The sequence below is a fragment of the Desulfosporosinus sp. BICA1-9 genome (assembly GCF_000802135.1).
The window spans coordinates 1-18,576 of the sequence record NZ_JUEE01000233.1; the positions used below are offsets into that span (position 1 = coordinate 1).

Below are 18,576 nucleotides of genomic sequence, written 5' to 3' on the forward strand. Positions count from 1 at the left end.
AAACCAGTCTTGAACAATCTTTACGGATTCATCCATGAGATCTTTTAGGAGTTCTCGATGCATTTGGAAGATGACTCTTAGTCCTTCGTCTATGGTAAATATGACATGACGATGATTGACTTGTACGACCTCTTCCACGATCATTCGGCTCCATTCCTCGGTCTCGCCACTCGAACAAGTTGTGCAAAACCGTCCTTTACAGCGATACGGCACGATCCTTACATCATGGCAACCTTCACATACCAGAAGCTTGAAACCATTTTTTGGATCCCCGCATCTGTGAAATTTCTCCACCTCTTTTATAACGATGGCTCGTAAACGTTCTTTATGCTTTTCTGAGAACGTTTCCCAATGCTTATGTTTATCGAAAAATATTTCTCTTAAAATGTTCTCTTTCATACTTCTATAATACCAAATTCGCAAGTAAAGGGGGGACCCTAAACTTATACTTTCTGATACGTTAAGAAAACTTGGCTGGCGCCAAGCCTTAGCGAAGGCGGCTGCCTTAGTTGCACTTATGCTTAGAAAGTATATAATGTAAGTTTATACTTTCTGATAGTACTGAAAAAAGGAACTTTGGGTAAGCTGGTAAACTAAGGATAAAGAAGGGAACAACAAACTTGGGCCAAGAGGTGTTTGGCCTTTAAAATTAATGAGCTCAAATAGTTCAATACGACAGTCCCTCGCGGGAATGTCGCTTGATTACGAATCCCTTTAGGATTCTTATGATAATCGGTGTTTTTGAATTACATCTTCATTAATTTCCAAACCTAAACCAGGCTTATCTTCTAATTCTATGAAACCTTCTTTAAAGGATTTAATTGGGAGCGATGTTAAGTCCCAACGCAAGGGATTTTTTTGGTCTTTAGACCAATCGCTTTGCATGTCCTCAAAGATAAAGCAATCTGGTAAAGCAGCAGCTAGGTGTAATGAAGCAGCAATACATACCGCAGATGAACTTCCAGTATGAGTTAAGTACGGTACATTAAAGGAACTACTCAAACCATGAATTTTTAAGCATTCTGTAAATCCACCCGCTCTACAGACATTGGGTTGAATTATGTCAACTTTGCCTTTTACAATCAAATCCTTGAGACCATATCTTAGGAAGTGGGCCTCTCCGGCAGCGATGGGAATATTCAGGGATTCCGACAATCTTCTGTATCCCTCATAGTCATCAGGAGAAATTGGTTCTTCATACCATCTAATATTGTATTTTTCTAATTCTTTACCAACTTGGAGCGCAGTTTTAACATCATACCCGCAGTTTGCATCAACCATTAAGGTGATATCTTTGCCAACGTGTTCGCGAACTGCAGCCACAGCCATAACGTCAGTCTCACTACCTTGACCGATTTTCATTTTCATGGCAGTAAAACCTTGATCCACAAAATTTTGTGCTGTTGCTAACATGGTTTCCATACCCCTGAAACGAATAGAGGATGCATAAGCCCAAATTTTGGGGTGACTATTGCCACCAAGGAGTTTATAGACGGGTACATTTAAAGCCTTCCCTTTAATATCCCAGAGCGCTACATCAATACCGCTAATTGCTTCAATATAAAATCCCTGGTAATGCCCCCTGTTCATCATGGCCCCAAAAAGAAGTTCCCAGATATATTCAGTATCTGTAGGGTCTTTACCAATAAGTATCGGTTTCATATAATTGACAATATCCCTGGTTGCTGTCGGAGCTAGACGGACCATACATTCACCATAGCCCGTTATTCCTTCGTCTGTTTCAATTTTCACTAAAGTAGTACGGTATTCCTGAAAAACAACTTTTTCCAATTCGCTTGCGTGGGGAATGCTGATAGGTGCTTTAATCGCGTTTTTAATAGGTACAGCTAGGCTGATTCCTTCTACATTTGTGATTTTCAAGGTAAACCTCCTTCAAATAACTATGAAATAATTAGAAACAGATTATTGAATAAACTGAATATCCTACGGTTTTGACCAGGCTACATTCCTAGATATCTCCTCAGCCGCCCTGCAAAGTATTATTCCCCACTCCCTGGCCATATCCATGGTAAAGCGACTGGCTGGCCCGTGAAGGCCAATAGAACCTATTAGCTCTCCGTCCCTTGAAAAGAGAGGGGCTGCGACAGTCATCGCTTCTTGCACACGTTCCCCAGCACTGATGGCGAAGCCTTCCTCCTTTATTTTTTTGAGCTGATCCAGGAGTTTCTCGCGGTTTGTAATGGTAGAAGGTGTGATGCTGTACAGGCCGATTTCGGAAATGGTCTGCTCAATCTCGTTCGGTGACATATGGGCCAGGATGACCTTGCCGTTTGCCCCGGCATGAAGTGGAAGCATCTTCCCCAACTCTACCGACATCCGGACCTCGCTGGAGCTTTCAAACATAAATACGTAAGTACGCATTAGCCCCACACGCATCGAAAGGGTGGCTGTTTCGCCGGACTGGTTCCTGAACGACTCTAGGAACGGGTGGGCAATGTCATCAAGGCGCAGGCGATGAAACATGGTGGCGCTCCACCCTCGGAAGGTCTTACCAAGGGTATACTGCTGCCTTTCCTTGTCGTGCAACAGAACATCCTTGTGGGTCAGCGAGACAAGTATCCTGTGAAGCGAGCTTTTAGGTATGTCCAGCATGGAGTCTAACTCAGTCAGACTCAGGGTTGACTTCAAGCCGGTGAAACAATTCACTACGTTTATGGCCTGCTCCAGGACCATTATTCTCTTGGTGACCATTTAATAAAAGCCTCCTGTCCCCATGTTTTAACCCCTGTCGGGAAAAGTGAATCCGTTTTCTCTTGCCTGGGTCTGAAAAGGATTCACACTTTTTCATAAACTTCAGATGGGCGACACTCTTCTAAATTCTATGAAATCCACTCTAGGCTCTGTAATTATTTCCTTGAACACTACGATAGAGCAAACCTCATCTTTTAAAGTTTGATAAGCTTATTTTAAATAAAGGAATGTGTCAATCCTATAATTTACCAAGTTTGATAAAGCAGACAGGCAACAATTTGTGCTTCAGCACTGGAAACATATATATAACATATCACATTATAACATCACGATAGCCAAACTGGATACCCCTTGTTGGGCCAGTATAAAATCGAGATCAAGATCATCACTGCCAGCATCACCCAAAAAACCCTGATCCCGACTCGCCCCACATCATAAAGCCTAAGGTCGGTTTTCTGAAATGCGTATACCAGGGACGGGGACTGGTTCGGAAAGATTATCAACAAGCTTCCCGCTTGAAATGCAAGCATTCCAAACCAGACAGGATTTAGCCCGATGCTTTTGGCGACGGTGAAGGCCATGGGCAAAAGTATCCCGACAAACAAGGTGGCAGCGGGCAGAGGGATGCGCAGAAATATTATAAATACCAACATCAAAACCACAATGACCTCAATATTAAGGTCGGTTGACTGGCAGAGTAGTAAAAGAGACTTGCCCATGGACCCCATAAGGCCCGACCGCAGAACCGCGTCCCCCAGCGACAGTATGGTTCCGAAAAAATAAATTGTGCTCCACTCCACCGAAAACATCAGCTCGCGCATGTCCTTAGCTCCTAGAGGGGGTATTATCATTAGTAATGCTCCCACCAACGAACTACTTACCGGCGTTATTCCCAAGGCTCCACCGAAAGCTGTGGCCCCGATGGTTCCCATTATTACCAGCAGGGCCTTCCATTCCCTTTTCGAAACGACCCCCAGTCCCTCCCACTGAACTTTCAGTGAGTCTCTGACCTGTCCGACATCACACGTTTCTGGCGGTATCACCCTCAAAACCGTTACATAGAGCGTCAGCGTGTAAAGAACAACCGCCGGGAAAAAGGCCGCCAGCCAATCAATGTAGTCCCACTGAATCCCTGCGAACTTCCCGAATAGGTCTACTGCCAAAATGGTGGACGTTGCCCCTGTCATGATCCCTGTGCTGCAATAGGTTGATAGCATTCCCGTCCCGAGCATCAGGCTCTTCATCAAGTTGCTGTCATCCTTCAGTTCCAGAGAGGATACAAGCCTTGAAAAAATGGGGTAAAACATTACCACCCGGGCAAGACCTATGGGTATCAGGAGCACAGAAAGCACCACGGCAACAAATGATGCCAGCATTACCAGTCTTATTTTGCCGTTGGCCAGCCTCAGAAGAAAAAACACAATCCTCCGCGGAAGCCCAGACTCTGCCATGCCGTAGGCTATGATGCTATAGGCAAAAAACATCAAGACCGAATTGCTGGAGAGCCCTTCCAGAGCTTCTTTGGTACTGCCGAGGCCCAGCATGGAAATGCAGACCAGTACGTAGATGGAGGTGGCGATGTTGGGAATATATCCCGCGATCCAGAGCGCAGTGGACGACAGCAGCAGAGTACCGGCAACCACCTGTTTTGCCCCCGGGTTACTTACTGCGCCCGAGGCGCTGTAAAAAAAATATACGGCTAGGGGCAGCAGTAGCAGCATATATGACAGCACAATTCCCCAGGGAAATTCAAATTTTTCTTTTCCAAATGGTGCAATTAAATTTGCCATTTTTCATCAAACCTGCATCTGATTCGGGAGCGGCCATCCTTTTGGCAGGGAAACTCCCAAACGGTCAGCCAGGTCATTCAGGGAGCGAAAGGTCCTTTCCGCCAGCGGCACCCCGCCTTGCAGGGCCGCTGAGCGCTTTTCGTGTCCCCTGTCTCCCGGGACGTAAACTGCCGAAATCCCTTCGGCGGGTGGACACTTCCTGATTTCGATCGCAATCCGGTTGACCTGCTCCTTAAACTCCTCCGCTGGCATAAAGTCACTGATGCGGACCGCGACCAGAAGATGGGAAACCTGCTGCGACCGGCCTGTTTCGTCTACAGGGGTCACCTGGCTGTCCCAAACTCCTCCGGTCAGCACGCCGGTTAGGATTCCCGCCACCAGCGTGATCCCGTACCCCTTGTGGGCGCCAAACGGAAGCAGCACTCCGCTAAGGGCCTCGAGGGGATCGGTGGTCTCCCTTCCCTCCGAGTCCAGCGCCCATCCCTCCGGTATCGTACTTCCGGCCTGGGCAGCCCTGCGGATTTTACCTGCCGAGGCGATACTGTTCGCCATGTCAAGCACTATAGGTTCGCCTCCTGTAGGTATAGCGGCAGACCAGGGATTGTTTCCCAGCATCTTTTCCCTGCCGCCCCACGGGGCAAGCCTCGGTGAAGCGTTCGAGAAGCAAAATCCGATCATGTCATGCCCTGCTATCCATTCGGCGAAATAGCCGGCCCGACCGAAATGGCTGCTGTTCCTGACCCCTATAAAGGCTGCGCCGCTCTGTCCGGCCTTTTCTACAGCCAGTTGTGCTGCACGGTATGCGGCGATCTGGCCAAAGCCGTTGTCCGCGTCCAGAACAGCCATAGTGGACGCTTCTCGTACCACGCTTATTTTTGCCCGGGGGTTGAGGCCTCCGGCAATTATCCTTTCGGCATAGGTCTTCAGCCTGAATACCCCGTGTGTGCTTACCCCCCTGAGGTCGGCGTCAACCAAGGTGCCGGCAATTATCTTCGCCTCTTCTCCGTGCAACCCCAGTGCCTTGAGCAGGACTGTCACAGCCTCCTCAAGCAGCTCGGCCGGTATACTTACGTGGTCCTCCACTCCGTCACTTCCCTTCGCCAAAACAAGTCAGCTTGACCTGCGACCTCCAGGTCCGCAGTTCAGACCGTAGGCTGAATTCTATTCAAAGCTATATCTTCATTGCCCAGGATTTCGGCACGGGTCTTCCGACCGTTACAGATCCTTACGACAAGGTCCCGAAGTGGGTCGGCACCCTCCTCAGCACTAATATTTCCGTAGAATACGTCACATACATCCAAATCAATGTTAGGGGCCATTCTCTTAGCAGTTACCGGGTTAGCGGTTATTTTAGCAGTGGGGCAGATGGGGCATCCCACTATATTCCCCTTTCCGGTGCTGAAAAGAATCACTTGGACCCCTCCGGCGGCAAGGCCAGTCATCGACTCCAGAGCCGGGGCCGGGGTGTCCATGAGGTATAGGCCAGTGCCCCGAGGCGGCTCAGCGTACTCGAGCACGCCCTGAATCGGCTTGCTCCCACCCTTAATGATGGCCCCTAGGGATTTTTCCTCGATGGTGGTCAGCCCTCCGGCAATGTTGTCAGGCACTGGGTTGGCCCCCAGAATGCTGACTCCGCGGGCTGTGGCTTGTGCTTCGACGTTGTTCACTATAGACATAATCTTCTGACGCACCTCTTCGTCCACGGCTCGTCCGGACAGTATGTGCTCGGCCCCCAGGAACTCCGAGGTTTCCGACAGCACAACCGTGCCGCCGTTATCGATCACCCAGTCGGCAACCTTCCCAAGGACAGGATTGGACCCGATCCCAGAGGTGGTGTCGGACCCCCCGCACTCTACCGCCAGAACCAGCTTGTCGAAGCCTACCAATTCCCTCTGTTGCTCGCTTGCCTGGGTCACCATGTCCAAAGCAATCTCCACCCCGGCAGCCGTGGCGTTTATGCTATTACCACATTCCTGCACCGTAACGATTTCAACCCGCTTCCCACTCAACTCCCTAATAGCCTTGGCCAGTTTTTTGGCGGAAACGGGCTCCAGACTGATTATCAGAACGCTGTGTAGATTGGGGTTGGCGCCCATCCCTGCAAGAGTCCGGAAGGTAAGCTCCTCGTCAGCCCCGTACTGTCCGCGCCCGTACCATATCGTCAGAGGCATCACATCCTTGACCTGGGTCGCAATATTCCTGACAATATTATTAACATTGTCCATGGCCGCTATCACAGCCACATGATTTCGAATCCCGACACGGCCGTCGGGCCTTTTATAACCCATAAAGTTCAAAATTTCGCCCTCCTTCAGTTGCTTGTATTTAAGTCGCCGCGTCCACGAATGCTTTCAAGGTTGTTTACATGGACAAGGTCCCCCACCTTAATATCCTTCTTTGCACATCCAATAACGGCATCATACTTTATAACTTTGATGCCCTCCCGTATTTCTGATAAGGCCACTTTATGCCCGAGAGGTATGCTCTCGGTGGCCGTAACCTTTTTGACCGCCCCGCCTTTTTCGTAGCAAACCTCTTCCCCGGCAGTGATATCCCGGATGACGGTCACAACATTATCGTTTTCATGTAGTAATACTGAGTTCTTAATAACGATCAACCCCTCGTGTTTAATTCAAAGCGCCAAATACTTGCCGATAACGTGGCAGCATTAATGCGGCACTAGCCAACGACTTTTGCCTGCTTTTTCTTGTCCTTAATCATTCCCTTAACCATGAATAATATCATGATAGCCATCAGCCCCAGAAGAATCGCCGAAACCGGCCTGGTCACAAATATACCGTAGCCGACATTGGACATGATAAGACTTCGGCGGAAGTTGATCTCGATAAAACCGCCCAGGATAAACGCCAAGATGAAACAAGGCAGCGAATAGTTTAACTTCCTCATGAAGAACCCCACTATGCCCATTGCTACCGCAAGATACACATCAAAAACCAGCATCCTGCTTGTGAACGCACCGAGTAAGGACAGAACCAGGATCGAAATAATCAGGATATAATTAGGTACCGCTAGCGCTCTGGCCCAAATGGGCGTTGTCAGCCGACCAAAGACGTACATGGCCAGCACGGATAATATGAAACCGATAAACAGTCCGTAAACCAGCTCAGGGTTCTGACCGAAGACCTGGGGACCGGGCTGTATACCATGGATGACAAAGGCACCGAGAATGATGCCGGTGGTAGGTGATCCCGGTATTCCGAGAGCCAGAAGGGGTACCAGTGCTCCGCCCACCGTAGCGTTGTTGCTGGCCTCGGGGGCTGCAATCCCTTCCGGGTTTCCCTTACCGAAGCTGTCAGGGTCCTTTGAGAAGCGTTTGGCTAGACTGTAGCTAAACCAAGAAGCGGGGCCCGCACCCAGCCCCGGGATGACGCCCACGAGGCTTCCAATTATCGACCCTATTAGCATGGGCTTGCCAACAGCCGCTACCTCCTTGAGCTTGAGACCCGAATTCAGGCCTAGGGTCTGGCCTTCGTAGCGTTTGTTAACGCCGTCAGAAATCATCTGAATCACCTCAGACACTGCAAAGAGACCTATCAATATGGGCACCATGGGTAACCCTTCTACCAATTCCATGCGGCTAAACACAAAACGGGTTTGGCCGGTAAGGGCATCCATTCCTACAGCACTGAGCAGGAGGCCCAAGAACACCGAAATCACGCTACGGTAAACGTCCTTGGTGGCGAGGGTGGCCACGGCGACCAGACCCAGCAATCCGATAAGAGCATATTCTGGTGCTCCTAGCTTAACTGCGGCGTTAGCCAAAGGTCCGGAAAAGCCGATAAGCACAGCCCCTCCAAAGAGGCCTCCGATGGTACTGGCCAAGAGGGAATACCCTATGGCCTTGGCCGGGAATCCTTTCTGAGCAAGGCTGTGGCCATCTAACACGGTTGCCACGGCAGCCGGCGTCCCAGGTATACCTAAGGTGATGGAAGAGATAGAACCGCCGTATTCAGACCCTAAGTAGAGTGAAACCAGAAGGAGTAAAGCCGGAAGTGTATCCATAGAATAGGTAAAAGGTAGCATCAGTGCCACCCCAATAGCGGCACCCAGGCCAGGCAACGCCCCTACGAACAATCCCACCAGCGTACCTATGGATATTATTATCAGGTTACTCAAAGAGAAGACATCAGCGAATGCAACTAAGACCATTCACTCACCTCCAAAATTTTTGGAAGATCCTACAATATTAAAAATTAAGATTTATCAACACGCCAAACACAATATACACGAAAAGGGTTATCCCTGAGGCAATTCCCAGGCCGGTTGAAAGCACCTTGATATCTCTAACTTTCCATCCCTGGAACCCCCAGAACAGCCCACTGGCCAGAAGAAATACCCACAACAGAAACAGATCGTGGAAAGTTCCCCATAAGATTAGAAAAAGAACCGTAATTATTAAAGATCTGGCTTCGATCAGCTTGTTGTTAAATTCCACTTTTTCCGACTTCGCTCGGAAACTCCTTAGAAGTACGATTCCGCAAAAGGCTAACATCAGGACAGAGATTACAATCGGGAAAAAAGCTGGTCCCAGATTTTCGCCCGAAGGAAACTGTAAGGCCAAGTATATAAGCATAACTCCCGTCAAGGAAAAAACCGACGTTAAAACTATTGACCCAACTTTGTAATTCAAATCCCTACCTCCTTTTTGGGGGGCGGTGTTCCGCCCCCGTTAAAATTTTTCGCAGGCTTCAGGATAAGGTACTATTTTTTGGGTGTGCTAGTTGCTTTTTCAGCGAAGGAATGTTCGGTTTTTACAGCCTCCGTAAATTCTTTCGAGGGCAGGTAGGCTTCGACCTGCTTCTCCTGATCCATATATTTGAGCCAATCAGGATCCGTCATGGCCTTATCAAAGGCCTCTTCCAGTTTCTTAACCCGAGCCTCGGGCATTCCGGGTATAGCTATGATTCCACGCCAGAGTATCATTTCTATGTCAAATCCTTTTTCTTTTAGCGCGGGCACGCCTTTTAAGCTGGGGTCTTGGTCCTTGGTGGCGATGGCTAGCAAGCGTACCTTTCCGCTCTCCAGGTAGTTACGCACATTGCTACTTGTATACCAGCCTGCATCAACGTTGCTGCCCAGGATAGCTACCGCGGCCTCGTTGCCCCCCTGGTAGGGGACGTAGTCATACTGAATGGCGGCCTTGGCTTTCAAGAGATCTGAAACCGCGCTGGCTGTAGAGAAAGCACCCACTCCAGCTACCTTCAGTTTTCCGGGGTTAGCCTTAGCATAGGTGATAAAGTCTTCTAGGGTCTTGAACGGGCTGTTACCGGGAACCGCGAGTACCTCGGGGTCTGCATTGATTCTCGCAAGATAGGAAACGTCATCAATCTTGTAAGGAATGCTTTTAGAGGCGATCGAATACATCAAGGTGGAAGAGTGGCTTCCGATTGTGTAGCCGTCAGTGGGCTGGGATTTCAAATATGAAAGAGCGATGCCGCCGCTCCCGCCCGGCTTGTTCATGTACACGAAATTCTGTCCGAGATTCTTTTCTACCGATTTTCCGAGGGTGCGGGCAAAAATGTCCGCGCCGGAACCCGGGTCGAAGGGTATCACCCATGTAATGGGCTTGTTCGGGTAGTCATCAGTCACCTTTTGGGGATCATTGCCCGTGGGCGCACTTTTGGACGAGCAGCCGGCTATTCCGGAGACGAGGAGAAGGGCCAGAAGGATAATCCCGGACTTCTTAAAATATTGTTTTGTCCCGTTTAGCATACCTAATTCCTCCTTTTTCTATTTTTTGAAAGTTCTAGATACCTTGCCATGTATTCCTGGTTGATACCCCCCCTCCATCACCCCTCTTTCTAACTGATTATTATCCTGCAGTCTACTACACTGACCCCCGACCCATCCTTCATAACCATTACCGGGTTGAGGTCCATTTCGGCGATCTCCGGAAGGTTTTGGCCCATCTCCGCAACGCGCTCGATTAGGTCCTCTAGGGCAGCGAGGTCAGCCACGGGCCTGCCACGGTATCCGGTTAGCAGTGTTGACCCTGCAAGTTCCCTCCACATCAGACCCTCTTCCCCCTTAGCAAGGGGAAGAACGCGCATGGAGGCATCTTTTAGTACTTCTACCAGTACTCCACCGATACCCAGGACTAGCACCCCGCCGAAAACGGGGTCCCTTTTAAGCCCGCAGATCATCTCTTGTACCGATCCCGAGGACATCCCCTGAATCAGTATCCCGTTGATAAAGGCGTCCGGCTTGTACTGCCTGGCGGATGCGCATATGCCTTCAAAAGCTTCTACCACCTCAGCAGCGCTCTTCAGCCCAACCCGGACACCCCCGGCTTCGGTTTTGTGGACTATGTCGGGAGAGTCAATTTTCATGACCACCGGAAAACCTATTTCTGCTGCGGCATGAGCAGCTTCCTCCGGACTCCGGGCCATCCTTAACTCAGGATGAGGGATTCCGAAAAGGTCAAGGAGGCAGAAGGCGCTCTCCTGGGACAGGTATTTTACTCCTTTTTCCTGTAACCGAGTAATAATATTTCTTGCCTCATCAACCGACTGACTAGACACCCCGGAAAATTTACTCCCAAGTACCGGAAGCGGGCGCTGGGACCACTTGTAAACCCCGGCCATGGTGCTTACGGCCTCGTACGCGGAGTGGAAGCAAGGAAGTTGGGCCTCGCGGGCGGCATCTAGAATCTCCAGTCTCAAACTTTCTACGGCCTGATCAGGCACTGCCCGGAGGCCCACGTAAACAGGCTTTTGGGTCCCGTCCACTGATAAAAGGGTGGCAGATATCCCCTCGGCCATGGTACCCGGGTTGTCGTAATTTATAAAAGGAAGTAGATTAAAATGGACTATGGCCCCGCCTACGGCCGGATCTTCGAGCAGACGGTTGATCACTGTTCCCAGTGCCTCGCCGCCCTTTTTATGAAGCGCGCTGGCGGGGGTGTCAGTAGGGTTTCCCACTGAAGACCCGGCAGGCATCTCTATTTCCATAATGGCAGCCTTTGTCCTGCCGTCAAGGGTCGCCAAAGTCAGCCCGCGCTCGGCCAGCAGGTCAGTGGCTAGGACTGTCGCCCCGCCTCCGTTTCCCACTAGAGCCAACCCTTTTCCGGATGGTCGAGGAACAAAGCCCTGAAGGGCAGTAAGCATTGCCAAGAAGTCATCAATGCCTTCCACCGCAATGGCACCAGCTTGCATAACTGCAGCCTTCCAGGTATCGTACTGGCCCGCCAGAGAATTAGTGTGCGATGCTACCGACTTGGCTCCGAGGTCAGTGCGCCCACCCTTGAGTATCACAACGGGTTTAACAGCGGCTACCCTCGTCAAAGCCTCAAGAAATTCCCTGCCCCGCCGGAGCCCCTCTAGGTAAAACCCAATGACCTCGGTTCCCGAATCCTGCCCCAGGAAGTTAAGAAAATCCACCGGGTCCAAATCCAAGCAGTTTCCCATGGAAACCAGCTTGCCAAGACTCATTCCCCGGGCCTTAGCCTGGAGGACCATCTCTATGCTCAGTCCGCCGCTCTGGGAGCAGATTGAAATATTTCCTACGGTACTGTCGGCGGATGTTATAAACGTGAGTCTTCCGGCGGAGGAATAGACGCCCATGCAGTTGGGGCCAATGATCCTGGTCTTTCCCCGGGCCAGATCAATTATTTTCCTCTCGGCCTCTCGGCCCTCGGTTCCGGCCTCACCGAACCCGCTGGTTAGTATCTGAGCCACCGGAACACCCTTCTCCGCACAGTCGGCCACCACTTCAGGCACGATGACCGCCGGGACGGCAATAATGCACAGGTCAACTTCTTCTGGTATATCAACCACCCGCTGAAAGCCCGGTACGCCACAGCAGGATTCACTCCTTGGATTGACTGCATAAAGGCCTCCGGTAAATCCGAACTCTTTAATCAGCCTTAATGTACGCGACCCCATTTTCTTGGGGCTGCTCCCGGCACCCACCACCGCCACTGATCTGGGGTTAAAAAACTTATCAAGGGAAAAGTTAACTTCGGTTTGAATGGTAAATCCCCCCTTATGCCTAATCTCGCCGCTAGGGCTGACAGCTAAAAGTCTATCTGCCCTTCTTCTTCATCGCCTTCAGAAGGTCGGCGATTAGACCAGTACTGTAATTCCCCCTGATAAACTGATCATTGTGGACCACATTCAGCAACAGCGGTATATTGTTCTTGATCCCCTCTATTTGAGTCTGTGACAACGCCCTGTTCATTGCCCCTATAGTTTCCTGTCGGTCTTCACCCCGAACAACCAACTTGGCAATCATCGGGTCATAATATTGTGAAACCACTGTACCTTCCTCCACCGCAGCGTCAATCCTGACGCCATCCATCGGCCAGGACAACCTTGAAATTGTCCCCGGGGATGGAATAAGCCTGACCGGGTCCTCGGCGTAAATCCTGCACTCCATGGCATGGCCTTGGGAGTTTATCCGTTCTTGGGACAGCGGCAGCTGCTCGCCCTGGGCGATCCTGATCTGCCACTCGACAAGGTCGAGCCCGGTTACAGCCTCTGTCACGGGGTGTTCCACCTGAAGCCTGGTATTCATTTCAAGAAAATAGAACTCCCCGTTCTGTCCGAAAATAAATTCCATGGTCCCCAGATTCCTGTACCCGATACCCTTGACACCCTGGATCGCTGAGGCCAGCAGCCGGTCGCGCAGATCCTCACTAAGAAAGGGAGATGGGCTTTCCTCCAGGACCTTCTGGTGGCGCCTCTGCACCGAGCACTCCCTTTCAAAGAGATGTACGACATTGCCGAACTGGTCGGCAGCAATCTGTACTTCTATGTGCCTTGGGCTCTCGATGAACTTTTCCAAGAGCACGGTGGGGTTGCCAAAGTAGAGGCGAGAGCGGTCACGGATGTTCTGAAAGCCCTTCTCCAGCTCTTCGGGACTACTGAGAATGGATATCCCGACCCCGCCGCCGCCCGCACTTGCCTTAAGCATTACCGGGTAGCCAATTTCTTGGGCCAACTCTAGGGCTTCCTCCAGCGTATCGACTGCTTCTTCACTACCTGGCACGACGGGAACGCCTAGTGCCATCATTTTCCGTCGGGCCTCAATCTTGCTGCCCATGTCGGATATAACCTGACTAGGGGGCCCGATAAAGATAATGCCACTTTTTTTACATTCAGCCGCAAAGTCACCGTTTTCGGAAAGTAGACCGTACCCCGGATGAATCGCGTCGGCCCCAGTTTCTCTGGCCGCGGAAATAATGGCCCCCGAATTGAGGTAGCTCTGGGCCACCGGTGCAGGTCCGATGAGAACTGACTCATCAGCCTCCCGCACGTGCAACGCCCCCTGGTCAGCCTCGGAGTATACGGCCACGGTTTTGATCCCCATTTTCCGGCAGGTGCTTATAACCCGCCTGGCTATCTCTCCCCTGTTGGCAATTAAAATTTTCTTAAATTCCATTTAAACACCCCGATTTTTATCTACTTTTTCCAAGGATATTACACTTCGAGAATGATAGCGACATCACCCTCGGAGATTGGGTCCTCTTCTTTAACTAATATTTCCTTAACTGTCCCGTCCTCGGGGGCTAGCAAAGGAACTTCCATTTTCATCGACTCCATGGTGATCATAGTGTCGTCCTCGGAAACACGGTCCCCTAGCTTTACACCAATTTTCCAGACCATCCCCGTAGTCTCCGCCTTTACCTCGATCAAAGCCATATTTCATTCCTCCAGATTATTTTGTTTGAATTGAGAAAATCCCGGTTAGTAGCTAGTCGGCCAGTTTCGCATAAGATGCTTGCCCACGCCGTTATTCATACCTTTTCTGTAAATCTCCATCAGCCTGATTAGGGTAGCCCTAGTCTGACGCGGGTCGATGACCATGTGGCCCTCGTAAAGACCGGCAAGGTCCCAAGCCGAGGTGTCCCGAGCCAGTTCGTCTTGCAGCTGCTTGAAGCGGATCGGGTCGTCCTTCTCCGTTACCTTGTAGAGGACGTTAACTCCCACCGACGGGTCCATGAACCCTAGTTCGGCCATAGGCCACAGAATAACCTCGTCAGAGTTCTGCCCGCCACCCATGTTAAGGTAGGCTTGGCCATAATCCTTCCTCATAATCACTAACATTTTTGGTACGGTGCAAAGGGTGAGGGCGTTCAACCAGTTAATGATCCTTCCTGGCGCTCCCTGTTTTTCCCCGGTCACCCCGACCAGGAACCCAGGTTGGTCAGCCAAAAACACCAGTGGGATATTATACGAGTCGCACAATACAAGAAAACTAGTGGCCTTGCGCATAGCGTCTACGTCGATGGCCCCACCTTTGAACTTGGGATTGTTGGCAATAATGCCCACACTCTTCCCGTCAAGGCGTGCGAAGCTCGTCACTATGGATTTTCCGAAACGCTGCTTGAGTTCGAAGAAGCTGTCCTGGTCCACGATGCACTTTATGATATCCCTTACATCGTACACTTGGTTCTTCTGCTCGGGAAAAATCTCCAGTATTTTTTCGGACCTATCGTTTGTCTCAAGCGGTACTGGATATTTTGGGGGAGCCTCATTGTAGTTTCCTGGCAGGTAGCTGAGGAAGTCCTTGATTACTTTCATCGCCTCCTCGTCGGTATTAACAGCGACATCAACAAAGCCGGTAATCTCGGTGTGCAACTTCCAGCCACCCAGTTCCTCAGGGTCAACTGGCTGGTTTATGGCTATAGAGGTCACCCGGCTGCTGGCCACGGCCATGGTGGCGCCTTTGCGCATTACAGTGAAGTCCGACATGCAGGTGTACCAAGTGGAAGACCCGTAGCAGTCTCCCAGGAGAGCCGAAACCATTGGAGCTTCCCGCATGCGCATGTATTCGGTGGGGTCCTGACCCATGGTGGCACGCCCCGCCGCCCCCATGCGATCCGGCATTCTGGCTCCTGAGGATTCCCCAAGAAGTATAAGCGGAATCCCCCTCTGAATGGAGATCTTTTTCATGTGCCTTATTTTCTTCATATTGATGGAGCTGCTCGACGCACCGAGCACCGTGAAGTCATTGGATACAACGGCCACCTCGCGATTGTTTATCCTCCCAAGCCCAGCGATTTTCCCGTCGGCCGGCGACTTATGGCGAACTTCGGGCCGGATTGCCTTGGCAAGAAGGCCGGACTCGATAAAACTACCGTCATCAATAAGGTAGTCAAGCCGCTCCCTTGCATTGAGCACTCCTTCAGCCTTCCGCTTAGCCAGTTTTTCCGGCCCGCCCATCCCTAGCGCCTTGGTCTTCCTCTCCTCTAGGTCCTTCATTAACTCTTCGAATCCCATTCTGCATACCCCCGTTTAGATGAATTTAAATAAAAAATGTTGCAACTCAATCCCTTGATTTTATCCACCAGCACCCAGAAATAAAGATTTTTTGCGCTGGTGGATGAAGAATTACCATAGTTAATCCATACCCCTTTTTTCAGATAACCGGTTATATAGAACTTTTGGGCAGTAATGTTTATTGAAAATTGTTAAATAGTAAGACGTCGTCTCATTAAAGTATAAGACGGCGTCTTACACTTGTCAATGCTATTAACAGAATTCTTTGTTAATTTTACAGCGATTTACTGTTACCGTTGTAAAATTGAATGGCGGCCCAATCTGAACAGCTTTTCACCTTTCCTGTCACATCAATAGAGCAATCAAGGATACTTCATTTTCGTAGTCAATCTCAGCACTGACTATACTATCACTGACATCTGGCTATGCGAATAAAATCTAAGAAGCGAGCCCTAAGTTTCCTTAGAGCTCGCTCCTTAATGTTGTTATCCGACAGTGAATCAGTGGTGAATGAGTTTACTCTGTTTTCTGAGCATTAGAGGTTTTACGACCGCAGCCTTTTTTGTGCCCAAAACCATGAAATTCGCCTTTGTCGATATCCTGTTCAATTCTTTGTTGACGCTCTTGCATGGCGTTCTTGATTTTTTCGGCTTTTGTTTGATCCAGTATGCCGGCCTCGACTTCCTTATCAATAATCTGAGTTTTGATGCTGTTCATTTCTTGTGTGAGAGCTTTAATCTCCTTCAATTTACCTTGATCAACAGCCCCGAAGGCAGGCACAGCGCTTAGAACCAACAAAGCCAAAGCCAAAATGCTTGCAGCCAGTTTTCTCATTAGCCAGTCCTCCTCATTCATTTTTTTGCCGGTAACATTCTTAGAATGTCCAATTAACGTGTGGGTTATTATTATGATTAACATTTTTCAGTTTCTTCTTTAGGTCAGTTTCTTTACCTGCTCGATTCGTTCATCTTCGTCAGCGTAATTCTGTCCCCATTTACACATGGCATCTAAAATAGGCAGGAGGCTCTTACCGACTTGAGTCAATGAATACTCGACTTTAGGCGGAATTTGTGTGTAAATGAATCGCTTGACCAATCCACTGTCTTCCAGCTCTCTGAGTTGTTGAGTTAACATTTTCGGTGTGACAGTGGGAAGTGTTTTTCTCAGTTCACTGTATCTTAAGGTTTTATCCGCCAAATGCCAAAGAATAAGTGCTTTCCACTTTCCACCGATAATGGCCAACGTTAATTCCATTGAACATTGATATTCGTTATTTTTGAACTTGATCATTTCGGCTCACTCCTTAGCATACAGGTAATAAATCAAACTTTGAGTTTCACATTCTAAATTATAATTCTGGTTCACAGAGCGGTTCTCAATATATCATTACATTACTATAACCATTTTAACTTATAGTATACAAATAGATACTATAGTACAAAGAGGTACGTACTTGTTAATTACTATTATATCGTTTATTATTATATTTACAATTACTTATGCCAAAAATAAGGAGTGTTCGAATATGAAAGTTGTAGCATTTAATGGTAGTCCGCGGGTTAATGGCAATACCGCACAAAGCCTCAAAATTGTCTTGGCGGAATTAGCAAACGAAGGAATCGAGACAGAAATCGTTCAATTGGGTGGGCGTAAAGTCTTTGGCTGCTTGGCCTGCGGCAAATGTCGTGAAAATAAAGATAACCGGTGTGTGCGCAAGGACGATGAGATGAATAGTTTCATTCAGAAAATGGAAGAAGCCGATGGCATCATTATCGGTTCACCCACCTACTTCAGTAATGTGAGCACGGAAGTAAAGGCCCTTATCGACCGTTGCGGCTATGTAAATAGGTCCAACGGAGGTGCAATGTTGAAGGGAAAAGTAGGCGCTTCGGTCGTTTCTGCTCGTAGAGCCGGATCAACGTTTACCTACGCTGCCATCAACTTTTTCTTTGGCATAGCCGAAATGACCATTTGCAGTTCAAATTATTGGAATCTGACCTTATCCCGTGATCCAGGCGATGTGCAAAATGATGCCGAAGGCGTCCTAACCTTCCAAACTCTTGGTAAAAACATGGCTAAGCTCTTAAAGCAGGTTCGCTAAGTTTAAAGTTAAGCACTGTATCGAATCCATGGGAATCTCAAGCTAATAGTGTAAAATGCCATTTGACGTGCGCCAGTAGGGCTCATTGCTTATGAAGAGGATTTCATTCAAGTGATGCAACTAGGGAGAAAACAAAAATTAGAGACAGAATTTGATGGTTGGCTTCAAGAACGCTTAGCAGAGTATAATATCGAAAACTATCTGACAAAGAATTAACGATATCACAAAGAAGAGACGTTTTTACTCGTCTCTTCTTTGTGATATCGTTAAACAGTCAATATTTGCACGTCTTCCTTATCTTTTCTAAAAGCTGATTTTTCTGGGTGGTTGACCAGAGAAATCCGAGATAATTATCTCTCCATGTTCCACATAAAAAATCTCAAAAATAGGATTATCCGCTGATTTGTAAAGCCCTTTTACCATTGGATTACTTTCCAGAATTATTTCTTTCAAACCTAAATCATAACTGAAAATAACTTCACCGGACAATCTAATTGTTACCATATCTTTTGATGTTGATGTAAATTCAATAAAAGGAATTTCTTTTATTTGTTTATATACATCTTTAGTGTTTGCTGTACAAAAATAAAACTTGCCATCTTCCGCCATCATAAATCCCCATGGCCTAACTTTTGGTTTTCCATTTGCAATTGTCGCCAATGAACCCATGCGGTTTTCTTTTAGAAATCCCAGTACTTCTTCCATTTTTAAACCTCCAAATAATTTTATG

Annotated in this window: 18 protein-coding genes; 1 reads left to right on the forward strand and 17 read right to left on the reverse strand. The window is 48.8% G+C overall.

What is annotated here, in order from left to right; genetic code table 11:
• The 16 genes from JL57_RS28670 to JL57_RS28745 form a co-directional block, all read right to left on the reverse strand.
• Nucleotides 1–399: transposase zinc-binding domain-containing protein (locus JL57_RS28670; protein ID WP_034145300.1), on the reverse strand; the 399-nt coding region annotated here is incomplete at its 3' end.
• Nucleotides 400–723: 324 nt separating this feature from the next.
• Nucleotides 724–1,881, reverse strand: coding sequence for a mandelate racemase/muconate lactonizing enzyme family protein (locus tag JL57_RS28675; protein ID WP_291300710.1), 1,158 nt, complete (start codon nucleotides 1,879–1,881; stop codon nucleotides 724–726).
• A gap of 63 nt (nucleotides 1,882–1,944) precedes the next feature.
• Complete coding sequence (locus JL57_RS28680) at nucleotides 1,945–2,712, reverse strand: IclR family transcriptional regulator (RefSeq protein WP_291300711.1); 768 nt, start codon at nucleotides 2,710–2,712, stop codon at nucleotides 1,945–1,947.
• Nucleotides 2,713–3,038: 326 nt separating this feature from the next.
• On the reverse strand, nucleotides 3,039–4,502 hold the full coding sequence (locus JL57_RS28685; RefSeq protein ID WP_034145301.1) for an SLC13 family permease: 1,464 nt from the start codon (nucleotides 4,500–4,502) through the stop codon (nucleotides 3,039–3,041).
• 6 nt (nucleotides 4,503–4,508) lie between these two features.
• The gene (locus JL57_RS28690) at nucleotides 4,509–5,585 is read right to left on the reverse strand and encodes an Ldh family oxidoreductase (protein ID WP_034145328.1); all 1,077 of its coding nucleotides are present in this window, start codon (nucleotides 5,583–5,585) and stop codon (nucleotides 4,509–4,511) included.
• A gap of 59 nt (nucleotides 5,586–5,644) precedes the next feature.
• Nucleotides 5,645–6,790, reverse strand: a complete 1,146-nt coding sequence (locus JL57_RS28695; RefSeq protein ID WP_034145329.1) for a UxaA family hydrolase — start codon at nucleotides 6,788–6,790, stop codon at nucleotides 5,645–5,647.
• A gap of 23 nt (nucleotides 6,791–6,813) precedes the next feature.
• Entirely contained in the window at nucleotides 6,814–7,119 is a 306-nt protein-coding gene (locus tag JL57_RS28700) for a UxaA family hydrolase (protein WP_291300712.1), read from the reverse strand.
• Between the two features lie 62 nt (nucleotides 7,120–7,181).
• Nucleotides 7,182–8,672, reverse strand: a complete 1,491-nt coding sequence (locus JL57_RS28705) for a tripartite tricarboxylate transporter permease (RefSeq protein WP_034145302.1) — start codon at nucleotides 8,670–8,672, stop codon at nucleotides 7,182–7,184.
• Nucleotides 8,673–8,709: 37 nt separating this feature from the next.
• Nucleotides 8,710–9,153, reverse strand: coding sequence for a tripartite tricarboxylate transporter TctB family protein (locus JL57_RS35885; RefSeq protein ID WP_291300713.1), 444 nt, complete (start codon nucleotides 9,151–9,153; stop codon nucleotides 8,710–8,712).
• A 71-nt stretch (nucleotides 9,154–9,224) separates the two neighbouring features.
• On the reverse strand, nucleotides 9,225–10,235 hold the full coding sequence (locus JL57_RS28715; RefSeq protein ID WP_034145303.1) for a tripartite tricarboxylate transporter substrate binding protein: 1,011 nt from the start codon (nucleotides 10,233–10,235) through the stop codon (nucleotides 9,225–9,227).
• Between the two features lie 89 nt (nucleotides 10,236–10,324).
• Nucleotides 10,325–12,442 carry an acetate--CoA ligase family protein gene (locus JL57_RS28720; protein WP_291300714.1) on the reverse strand — a complete coding sequence of 706 codons (2,118 nt, stop codon included), beginning with the start codon at nucleotides 12,440–12,442 and terminating at the stop codon, nucleotides 10,325–10,327.
• A 103-nt stretch (nucleotides 12,443–12,545) separates the two neighbouring features.
• On the reverse strand, nucleotides 12,546–13,904 hold the full coding sequence (locus tag JL57_RS28725) for an acetyl/propionyl/methylcrotonyl-CoA carboxylase subunit alpha (protein ID WP_034145305.1): 1,359 nt from the start codon (nucleotides 13,902–13,904) through the stop codon (nucleotides 12,546–12,548).
• Nucleotides 13,905–13,942: 38 nt separating this feature from the next.
• Nucleotides 13,943–14,164: an acetyl-CoA carboxylase biotin carboxyl carrier protein subunit gene (locus JL57_RS28730; protein ID WP_291300715.1), complete on the reverse strand. Its 222-nt coding sequence runs from the start codon at nucleotides 14,162–14,164 to the stop codon at nucleotides 13,943–13,945.
• Between the two features lie 45 nt (nucleotides 14,165–14,209).
• Nucleotides 14,210–15,745 carry an acyl-CoA carboxylase subunit beta gene (locus JL57_RS28735; RefSeq protein ID WP_034145306.1) on the reverse strand — a complete coding sequence of 512 codons (1,536 nt, stop codon included), beginning with the start codon at nucleotides 15,743–15,745 and terminating at the stop codon, nucleotides 14,210–14,212.
• Nucleotides 15,746–16,261: 516 nt separating this feature from the next.
• Nucleotides 16,262–16,579 (reverse strand): DUF2680 domain-containing protein, encoded by a 318-nt coding sequence (locus JL57_RS28740; protein WP_291300716.1) that lies wholly within the window; start codon nucleotides 16,577–16,579, stop codon nucleotides 16,262–16,264.
• A 99-nt stretch (nucleotides 16,580–16,678) separates the two neighbouring features.
• Nucleotides 16,679–17,035, reverse strand: a complete 357-nt coding sequence (locus JL57_RS28745; protein WP_034145307.1) for a helix-turn-helix domain-containing protein — start codon at nucleotides 17,033–17,035, stop codon at nucleotides 16,679–16,681.
• 235 nt (nucleotides 17,036–17,270) lie between these two features.
• Between JL57_RS28745 and JL57_RS28750 the strand changes: the two genes are divergently transcribed.
• Nucleotides 17,271–17,846 (forward strand): flavodoxin family protein, encoded by a 576-nt coding sequence (locus JL57_RS28750; RefSeq protein ID WP_034145308.1) that lies wholly within the window; start codon nucleotides 17,271–17,273, stop codon nucleotides 17,844–17,846.
• A 303-nt stretch (nucleotides 17,847–18,149) separates the two neighbouring features.
• Here the strand turns inward: JL57_RS28750 and JL57_RS28755 are convergent, their stop codons facing one another.
• Nucleotides 18,150–18,551, reverse strand: coding sequence for a pyridoxamine 5'-phosphate oxidase family protein (locus tag JL57_RS28755; RefSeq protein ID WP_034145309.1), 402 nt, complete (start codon nucleotides 18,549–18,551; stop codon nucleotides 18,150–18,152).
• Nucleotides 18,552–18,576: the final 25 nt, after the last annotated feature.

Excerpts from the sequence above, each read along its gene's own strand:
- JL57_RS28680 (WP_291300711.1), bottom strand. The coding sequence starts at position 2,712 with ATGGTCACCAAGAGAATAATGGTCCTGGAGCAGGCCATAAACGTAGTG.
- JL57_RS28685 (WP_034145301.1), bottom strand. The coding sequence starts at position 4,502 with ATGGCAAATTTAATTGCACCATTTGGAAAAGAAAAATTTGAATTTCCC.
- JL57_RS28695 (WP_034145329.1), bottom strand. The coding sequence starts at position 6,790 with ATGGGTTATAAAAGGCCCGACGGCCGTGTCGGGATTCGAAATCATGTG.
- JL57_RS28705 (WP_034145302.1), bottom strand. The coding sequence starts at position 8,672 with ATGGTCTTAGTTGCATTCGCTGATGTCTTCTCTTTGAGTAACCTGATA.
- JL57_RS28715 (WP_034145303.1), bottom strand. The coding sequence starts at position 10,235 with ATGCTAAACGGGACAAAACAATATTTTAAGAAGTCCGGGATTATCCTT.
- JL57_RS28725 (WP_034145305.1), bottom strand. The coding sequence starts at position 13,904 with ATGGAATTTAAGAAAATTTTAATTGCCAACAGGGGAGAGATAGCCAGG.
- JL57_RS28730 (WP_291300715.1), bottom strand. The coding sequence starts at position 14,164 with ATGGCTTTGATCGAGGTAAAGGCGGAGACTACGGGGATGGTCTGGAAA.
- JL57_RS28735 (WP_034145306.1), bottom strand. The coding sequence starts at position 15,745 with ATGGGATTCGAAGAGTTAATGAAGGACCTAGAGGAGAGGAAGACCAAG.
- JL57_RS28740 (WP_291300716.1), bottom strand. The coding sequence starts at position 16,579 with ATGAGAAAACTGGCTGCAAGCATTTTGGCTTTGGCTTTGTTGGTTCTA.
- JL57_RS28745 (WP_034145307.1), bottom strand. The coding sequence starts at position 17,035 with ATGATCAAGTTCAAAAATAACGAATATCAATGTTCAATGGAATTAACG.
- JL57_RS28750 (WP_034145308.1), top strand. The coding sequence starts at position 17,271 with ATGAAAGTTGTAGCATTTAATGGTAGTCCGCGGGTTAATGGCAATACC.
- JL57_RS28755 (WP_034145309.1), bottom strand. The coding sequence starts at position 18,551 with ATGGAAGAAGTACTGGGATTTCTAAAAGAAAACCGCATGGGTTCATTG.